Annotated in this window: 6 protein-coding genes and 5 tRNA genes; 3 read left to right on the top strand and 8 right to left on the bottom strand. The window is 43.9% G+C overall.

Going from position 1 to position 6,440, the window contains the following annotated elements:
- From H735_RS30575 to H735_RS28290, 5 genes are all read right to left on the bottom strand, one after another.
- On the bottom strand, nucleotides 1-110 hold a 110-nt coding region (locus tag H735_RS30575), incomplete at its 3' end, for a GTP-binding protein (RefSeq protein WP_133152127.1).
- Nucleotides 111-211: 101 nt separating this feature from the next.
- A tRNA-Thr gene (locus H735_RS28305) sits at nucleotides 212-287 on the bottom strand.
- Between the two features lie 13 nt (nucleotides 288-300).
- Nucleotides 301-375, bottom strand: a tRNA-Gly gene (locus H735_RS28300).
- 35 nt (nucleotides 376-410) lie between these two features.
- Nucleotides 411-495, bottom strand: a tRNA-Tyr gene (locus H735_RS28295).
- Nucleotides 496-546: 51 nt separating this feature from the next.
- Nucleotides 547-622, bottom strand: a tRNA-Thr gene (locus tag H735_RS28290).
- A gap of 206 nt (nucleotides 623-828) precedes the next feature.
- On the opposite strand from H735_RS28290, the gene coaA reads away from it, so the two are divergent.
- On the top strand, nucleotides 829-1,752 hold the full coding sequence (gene coaA, locus H735_RS28285) for a type I pantothenate kinase (RefSeq protein WP_005442549.1): 924 nt from the start codon (nucleotides 829-831) through the stop codon (nucleotides 1,750-1,752).
- Nucleotides 1,753-1,772: 20 nt separating this feature from the next.
- Here coaA and birA read toward each other — a convergent pair whose 3' ends face one another.
- Nucleotides 1,773-2,738 carry a bifunctional biotin--[acetyl-CoA-carboxylase] ligase/biotin operon repressor BirA gene (gene birA, locus H735_RS28280; RefSeq protein WP_020196968.1) on the bottom strand — a complete coding sequence of 322 codons (966 nt, stop codon included), beginning with the start codon at nucleotides 2,736-2,738 and terminating at the stop codon, nucleotides 1,773-1,775.
- On the bottom strand, nucleotides 2,735-3,778 hold the full coding sequence (gene murB / locus H735_RS28275; protein ID WP_020196967.1) for a UDP-N-acetylmuramate dehydrogenase: 1,044 nt from the start codon (nucleotides 3,776-3,778) through the stop codon (nucleotides 2,735-2,737). Before murB ends, birA begins: the two co-directional genes overlap by 4 nt.
- Nucleotides 3,779-3,879: 101 nt before the next feature.
- Between murB and H735_RS28270 the strand changes: the two genes are divergently transcribed.
- Nucleotides 3,880-4,311 carry a GNAT family N-acetyltransferase gene (locus tag H735_RS28270; RefSeq protein ID WP_027726774.1) on the top strand — a complete coding sequence of 144 codons (432 nt, stop codon included), beginning with the start codon at nucleotides 3,880-3,882 and terminating at the stop codon, nucleotides 4,309-4,311.
- A 71-nt stretch (nucleotides 4,312-4,382) separates the two neighbouring features.
- A complete protein-coding gene (gene pssA / locus H735_RS28265) occupies nucleotides 4,383-5,723 on the top strand; it encodes a CDP-diacylglycerol--serine O-phosphatidyltransferase (RefSeq protein WP_020196965.1) in 1,341 nt (446 codons plus the stop codon).
- Nucleotides 5,724-6,282: 559 nt separating this feature from the next.
- Here the strand turns inward: pssA and H735_RS28260 are convergent.
- A tRNA-Trp gene (locus tag H735_RS28260) sits at nucleotides 6,283-6,359 on the bottom strand.
- Between the last annotated feature and the right edge of the window lie 81 nt (nucleotides 6,360-6,440).

The following is a 6,440-nucleotide window of genomic DNA, read 5'->3' as shown; positions in this document are numbered from 1 at the left end:
GCAAGTGTTGTACAGATAGCAGCTGTTAGAGTAGTTTTACCGTGGTCAACGTGGCCGATAGTACCAACGTTTACGTGCGGTTTTACACGTTCAAATTTTTCTTTAGACATGAGTAGTCCCTCTAGGTACGGATTTAGGTGGCCCGAATTGACCACGCAACCAAAAAAGATAATTGGTAAATCTTATATCAAAAGGAAATAACTTTAAGAGCTGGTGCTGATAGGCAGACTCGAACTGCCGACCTCATCCTTACCAAGGATGCGCTCTACCACCTGAGCTATATCAGCACTCAAATTAGAGTGGAGCGGGCAGCGGGAATCGAACCCGCATCATCAGCTTGGAAGGCTGAGGTAATAGCCATTATACGATGCCCGCAACACGTAACTCTGAGAGCTATTTCCTAAAGAATATGGTGGAGGGGGACGGATTCGAACCATCGAAGGCAGTGCCGGCAGATTTACAGTCTGCTCCCTTTGGCCACTCGGGAACCCCTCCAAAATTTCATGCCATTCTTACTACAATTGCTTCTAATGAAACAGGAAAGAATGGTGCCGACTACCGGAATCGAACTGGTGACCTACTGATTACAAGTCAGTTGCTCTACCTACTGAGCTAAGTCGGCATAAGTGGTGCGCATTCTATTGAATGATTTTCTAGGTTGCAATAGCTATTTTAAAAAAAATCGTAAAATTCGACTTTTTAGAATCGATTGCTGCAAAATCATACAAACCTCGCTTTTTAAAGCAAACTTTCGAGCTTTGTCGTTTGCTTTGCTCGGAGCTTGTTGTATGTTCTTGCTCTCTATGAAACCAAGGATAAAAGAGATCCATGAGTCCATTTTTGTCATTTGACCGTGCGGAATGGGCAGAGTTACGCAATTCTGTTCCAATGACACTCTCTGAAGACGACTTAAAAGCGCTTCAAGGCATTAATGAAAACCTCACTATGGAGGAAGCGGTAGAGATCTACCTTCCTTTGTCTCGTCTATTGAATTTATACGTTCAAGCCCGTCAAAGTCGAAACTCCGTCCTACAGGAATTCCTGAATACGGAAGAGCACGCTCCACCATTCGTCATTGGCATTGCGGGAAGTGTTGCTGTAGGAAAAAGCACGACAGCGAGACTTCTTAAAGCCCTGCTTTCTCGCTGGGAGAACCACCCTAAAGTCGCCTTAGTGACAACAGACGGTTTCTTATATCCAAAGAAAGTATTAGAAGATAAAGGCATCATGCATCGTAAAGGCTTTCCCGAGTCTTACGATATTAAACGCTTGGTAGAATTCGTTTCTGATGTAAAAGCTGGCCAGCCTAACTTAGAAGTGCCTGTCTATTCGCATATCACTTACGACATTACAGACGAAAAGAAAAAGGTGGATCGTCCTGATGTGTTAATCATTGAAGGGCTGAACGTTTTACAGAGCGGTATGGATTATCCGCACGACCCGCATCGCGTATTTGTTTCTGACTTCTTAGATTTTTCTATCTATGTGGATGCAGAAACAGACACCATTGAGCAATGGTATATAGAAAGATTCTTGAAGTTTCGTAGAGGTGCCTTTACTAAGCCAGGCTCTTACTTTAGCCACTATACCCAGCTATCTGTAGACGAGGCGAAAAATAAAGCTAAAGACATATGGCATTCAATCAACGGGTTGAACTTAGAACACAATATCCTTCCAACTCGTGAAAGAGCTCATTTGATTCTGCATAAAGGCCCAAGCCATTTGGTGGATAAGGTTTCTTTGAGAAAGTAACCTTATCCTTAATGACGGGGCTAGTCATTTTTTCTTAAGGAGATCTCTCCGCCAACATAGGTCTCCAATCCATTTTCAGTTTCAAGCACTACCCCACCTTGCTGGTCGATGCCTTTCACTACTCCATGAATCTCTCTTGGCCCCATCAGCAGCTTAACTGAGCGTCCAATAAAATTATCTAAACGATTCCAGCGGTCAACAAAACCTGCCAGTCCTGCCATTTCATATTCTTCTAGCGCGTTCTTCCAATGCTCGATTAGCTTTATCGCTAGCTGAGTGCGGTCAATCAAAACACCATCACTCACTTGGTTCAGAGTCGTCCAAGGTTGATCAATTTCTGGCTGCATATCTGGCATTCCGATATTTAACCCCATGCCGATCACCAAATGCGCTGCTCCACCGGCCTGACCCGACATTTCCACCAAAATGCCCGCCAATTTCTTATCTTGGTAATAGATGTCATTCGGCCACTTCAATTTGACGCCAACGATACCAAGGCTTTCTATTGCCTCTACAGCAGCGATACCAACAACCAAGCTCAAGCCCATCGCTGCAGCCATACCAGCATCCAATCGCCAGTACATCGATAAGTAAAGGTTTGTTCCAAAGGGAGATATCCACTGGCGTCCACGCCTTCCTCGCCCTTTTGCCTGATACTCTGCAAGACAAACTCGCCCTTTGTCTGACTCATTCACTTTATCAAGCAAGTATTGGTTAGTAGAGTCAATAACCGAGATCAACTCTATTGGCGTCTCTACTTTGGCTTGCAATTGAGTCTCATCGAGCAACTGCAAAGGCTGGGCTAGCTGATAGCCTCGCCCTTGGATACGGTAAATATCCACCCCCCAGTCATTAAGCCCTTTGATATGCTTAGCAATGGCAGCTCGAGAGATACCTAATTCCTGCCCTAGCGCTTCTCCTGAATGGAAATCTCCGTCACTGATCGCCTTGAGAATATGCAATTTTACTGAGTGTTCTTTTCTCATTGCATTGCCTCAATCTCAGCCAGATTGGTCTCACCCTTGCTATTCATAAAGCGGACTTCATGCTCTAGTTCAATTTGGTATTTATCCCAAACTGTCTTCTTCACTAAAGAAGCCAACTCGACCACATCGCTAGCACTGCAATTATCTACATTGGTTAATACTAAAGCTTGCAATGGGTTCACTTGGGCCCCATTGACTGACACGCCTTTGAGCCCACATTGGTCAATCAACCAACCAGCCGCAACCTTCATCCCCTCTTTTGCTGGGTAAGCCACCATGTTGCTATGTTTCTGAATGAGTTGATCATAATGATCTTGGCTGATCACGGGATTTTTGAAGAAACTACCCGCATTGCCCACTTTTGCAGGATCCGGTAATTTTTCCATGCGCACTTGGCAAACACGTTCAAAAATAGCGAGTGGGGTGAGCTCTTCTTCTGGAATACTTTGTAGAGGGCCATATTGATTAATAGCTTGCCATTGCTTAGGCAACTTGAGACCAACCGCAGTAATAAAACACTTCTCATATAGTTCATGCTTGAAGATAGAGTCGCGATAACCAAACAAGCACTCTTCGCCACTCATTCGTTTGGTATCAAAACTGGTCAAATCAAGAATGTCGACATATTCACATATATCTTGTAGCTCTAAACCATAAGCACCAATATTTTGAATTGGCGCCGAACCCGCGCACCCTGGGATAAGCGCAAGGTTTTCCATGCCGCCCATCTCTTGCTTAACACTCCATTCGACCAAATCAGGCCAATCTTCTCCCCCCTCAATATGCAGTAAGTAATGCTCATCCGTTTCAGTCACGGTTTTACCCATTAAACGGTTGATTATCACCATGCCTTCATAGTGCTGAGTGAACAGCATATTACTGCCTTTACCTAAGAAGAGCTTAGGTATGTCCTGATAAGCTTTGTCTTGGAAGAGTTGTATAACGTCGTCAACAGATTCAACGATCGCTAAATACGCACAAGTTTGTTCTATACCAAATGTGTGAAAAGCCTTAAGGCTCGCGTGTTTCTTAATTTCCATAGTGGATTTGCAACGCCAGATGAGATTCTCTTAAACTATGAACATTCTACATTAGTTATCTTTTAGCCGCAGTGACAATACCTAGCTCATTAATCATAGAAGTGTTAAATCCGATCAAACTGCCTCTCATCAAGAGGTTGTACAAAGCTCATTACCCCGCAGGGAGAGCAAAGCGAGACGAATTGATCGTAACCGCCACCTTAGAGGGCAGTATCATTGCTTTACTAAGACTGAAGACCATTGAGCAATCACGCTTATTGACAGGTATGCTCGTGATCCCGGAATACAGAGGGACAGGCGTAGGGAATACCTTGCTTACTCATTGTGAAAACACAGTTTTCAACGATGGCGATTATTGCTTTGCTTTTAACCATTTAGAACACTATTACACTCAACACGGATTCAAAACCATTGATAGCTCTGCACTTCCCAACTCTCTAAAAATGGCGTATCTGCGCTATGTAGACAGTGGTAAAGATCTCATTCCAATGCAATTCATTACTTCTGACACTCCAAACAGCGTGGTTTTGTAGCCATAGAATTCATATCTTTGGTAAAATATCAGGTTCGCAATATTGCACTTAATTAAGGTACTCACACCGGTATGATAGTAAGTAGGAACCCATTCGAACAGTTGCCAAGTCTCGCTGTTAAGCCTGAAGACTTCGAAGTTCTGCATGCTGCAGAGACTTTCAGAACTCGTCTTCTTGATGCGATCAGCAAAGCAACGTCGCGAATTTACCTAGTCGCTCTATATCTGGAAGATGATGAAGCTGGCCGTGAAATCTTCACAGCGCTCTATGAAGCGAAACAGCGCAATCCTGGATTGGACATCAATATCTGTGTAGATTGGCACCGAGCGCAACGAGGTCTTATTGGTGCAGAGTCATCAGAAGGCAACGCAGCACTTTACAAAGCGTTCGCAAAGAAATACCAACACTCAATTCCCGTCTACGGAATTCCAGTGCGTGGAAGGGAAGTCTTTGGAGTACTTCACCTTAAAGGCTTTATCGTTGATGACACCGTGATTTACAGCGGCGCTAGCCTCAATAACGTGTATTTACACTACAACGATCGTTACCGCTTCGACCGCTACCATGTCATTCAGCACAAAACATTAGCTGACTCTATGGTGAGATTCATCCAAGACGAAATGATCGCTCACCCTGCAGTCAACGACCTAGCAGGCAAAGATAAGCCTGAAACAAAAGAAATCAAAGCAGACATCCGCCAACTTCGTTCTTCATTAGCACGTGCTAACTATGAGTTCGAAACTGAGCTAGCTAGCGAAGAAGATGTAAAAGTCACACCGCTTGTAGGTCTAGGAAAACGTCGTAATTTACTTAATCAAAAAATCGTTAAGCTGCTTGCTGCTGCCCAGAACGAGATTTTCATCTGCACCCCTTACTTTAACTTCCCTAAAGCGATTAATCGCGAAGTGAAACGCGCAATGAAGCGTGGTGTAAAAGTGACTATCGTAGTGGGTGATAAAACGGCAAACGACTTCTATATCTCTCCGGAAGAAGAGTTCAAGACCATAGGTGGCCTACCATATCTATACGAACTCAACTTACGTCGATTTGCGAAAGCCAACGAGGCAAGCATTGCTGCACGTAAACTGTCTATCCACCTTTGGAAGCATGACAACAATAGCTTCCACCTAAAAGGCATCTGGGTTGATAAACGCTACATGCTGATGACAGGTAATAACTTGAATCCTCGTGCATGGTCTCTAGACCTAGAAAATGGTCTATTAGTACAAGATAACTACGCGAAGATGACTGACAAGTTTGAGCAAGAAGTAGCAAACATTCTTGAACATACTCAGCTTATCTGTACATATAGACAATTAGAAAAAGTTGCAGACTATCCAGTAAGCGTTCAGAAGCTGGTTCGTAAGATCACACGAATTAAAGCAGATGGCGTGCTTAAACGTATTCTTTAAGACGTTTACTTAAGTGATAAGCAAGCCCAGTATGAAAATACTGGGCTTTTTTTGTTACTTAATCAGGGTTTAGTAAACCACTATAGAGAGCAAACAGTAAGCACTCTACCCTATCTCAGCAACACCAAAGAACGTTGCTGTCCACTTACCCCTGCCCTAAAAAGACCATTAACCTATGGCCTCAAATTACTTTAGAAAGGAATAGTTAGACGAGCCAACGAGTAAGCAGACGTTTAGTATTTCCTAGCTTCGACCTTTCTATCGAGAGACTTGAGCACTTTACGCGGGAGGACTAAACGATAACCCCAAGGATTCGGTTCATTTTGCGGTTTCAGGTAAAGAGCAACCAAGGAAAGAGGCAGAAACAAAAAGACTCCGGCATTTCTGCTAGAGCCTCAAGTATTTCGCAGGTTGGACTCAAAGATTAAGGCGGGCTGGCGACCTAATTCCCAACACTCACTATTTTGATATTAGAGGAATCCGTTGCTCTTCCAATAGGCTGGAATTCTTTTCTCCAGATACGAAAAAGGCTCTAGTCTTTCGACTAGAGCCTTAAATATGGCAGGGGTGGAGAGATTCGAACTCCCAACACGCGGATTTGGAATCCGCTGCTCTGCCAATTGGAGCTACACCCCTGTAGAAACTACAGCTTATCACATTGTAGATTCAAAAAAACCTCGCAAAAGCGAGGTCTTCGAAATAAGTGGCGGAGCGGAC

Source organism: Vibrio owensii CAIM 1854 = LMG 25443 (genome assembly GCF_000817815.1).
GTDB lineage: Bacteria > Pseudomonadota > Gammaproteobacteria > Enterobacterales > Vibrionaceae > Vibrio > Vibrio owensii.
The sequence above is the reverse complement of the archived record's forward strand: the minus strand, read 5'-3'. Positions and strand labels throughout refer to the sequence as shown.

What these genes read in the sequence shown, in the direction of transcription:
- coaA (WP_005442549.1), top strand. Translation starts at nt 829, where the DNA reads ATGAGTCCATTTTTGTCATTTGACCGTGCGGAATGGGCAGAGTTACGC.
- birA (WP_020196968.1), bottom strand. Translation starts at nt 2,738, where the DNA reads ATGAGAAAAGAACACTCAGTAAAATTGCATATTCTCAAGGCGATCAGT.
- murB (WP_020196967.1), bottom strand. Translation starts at nt 3,778, where the DNA reads ATGGAAATTAAGAAACACGCGAGCCTTAAGGCTTTTCACACATTTGGT.
- pssA (WP_020196965.1), top strand. Translation starts at nt 4,383, where the DNA reads ATGATAGTAAGTAGGAACCCATTCGAACAGTTGCCAAGTCTCGCTGTT.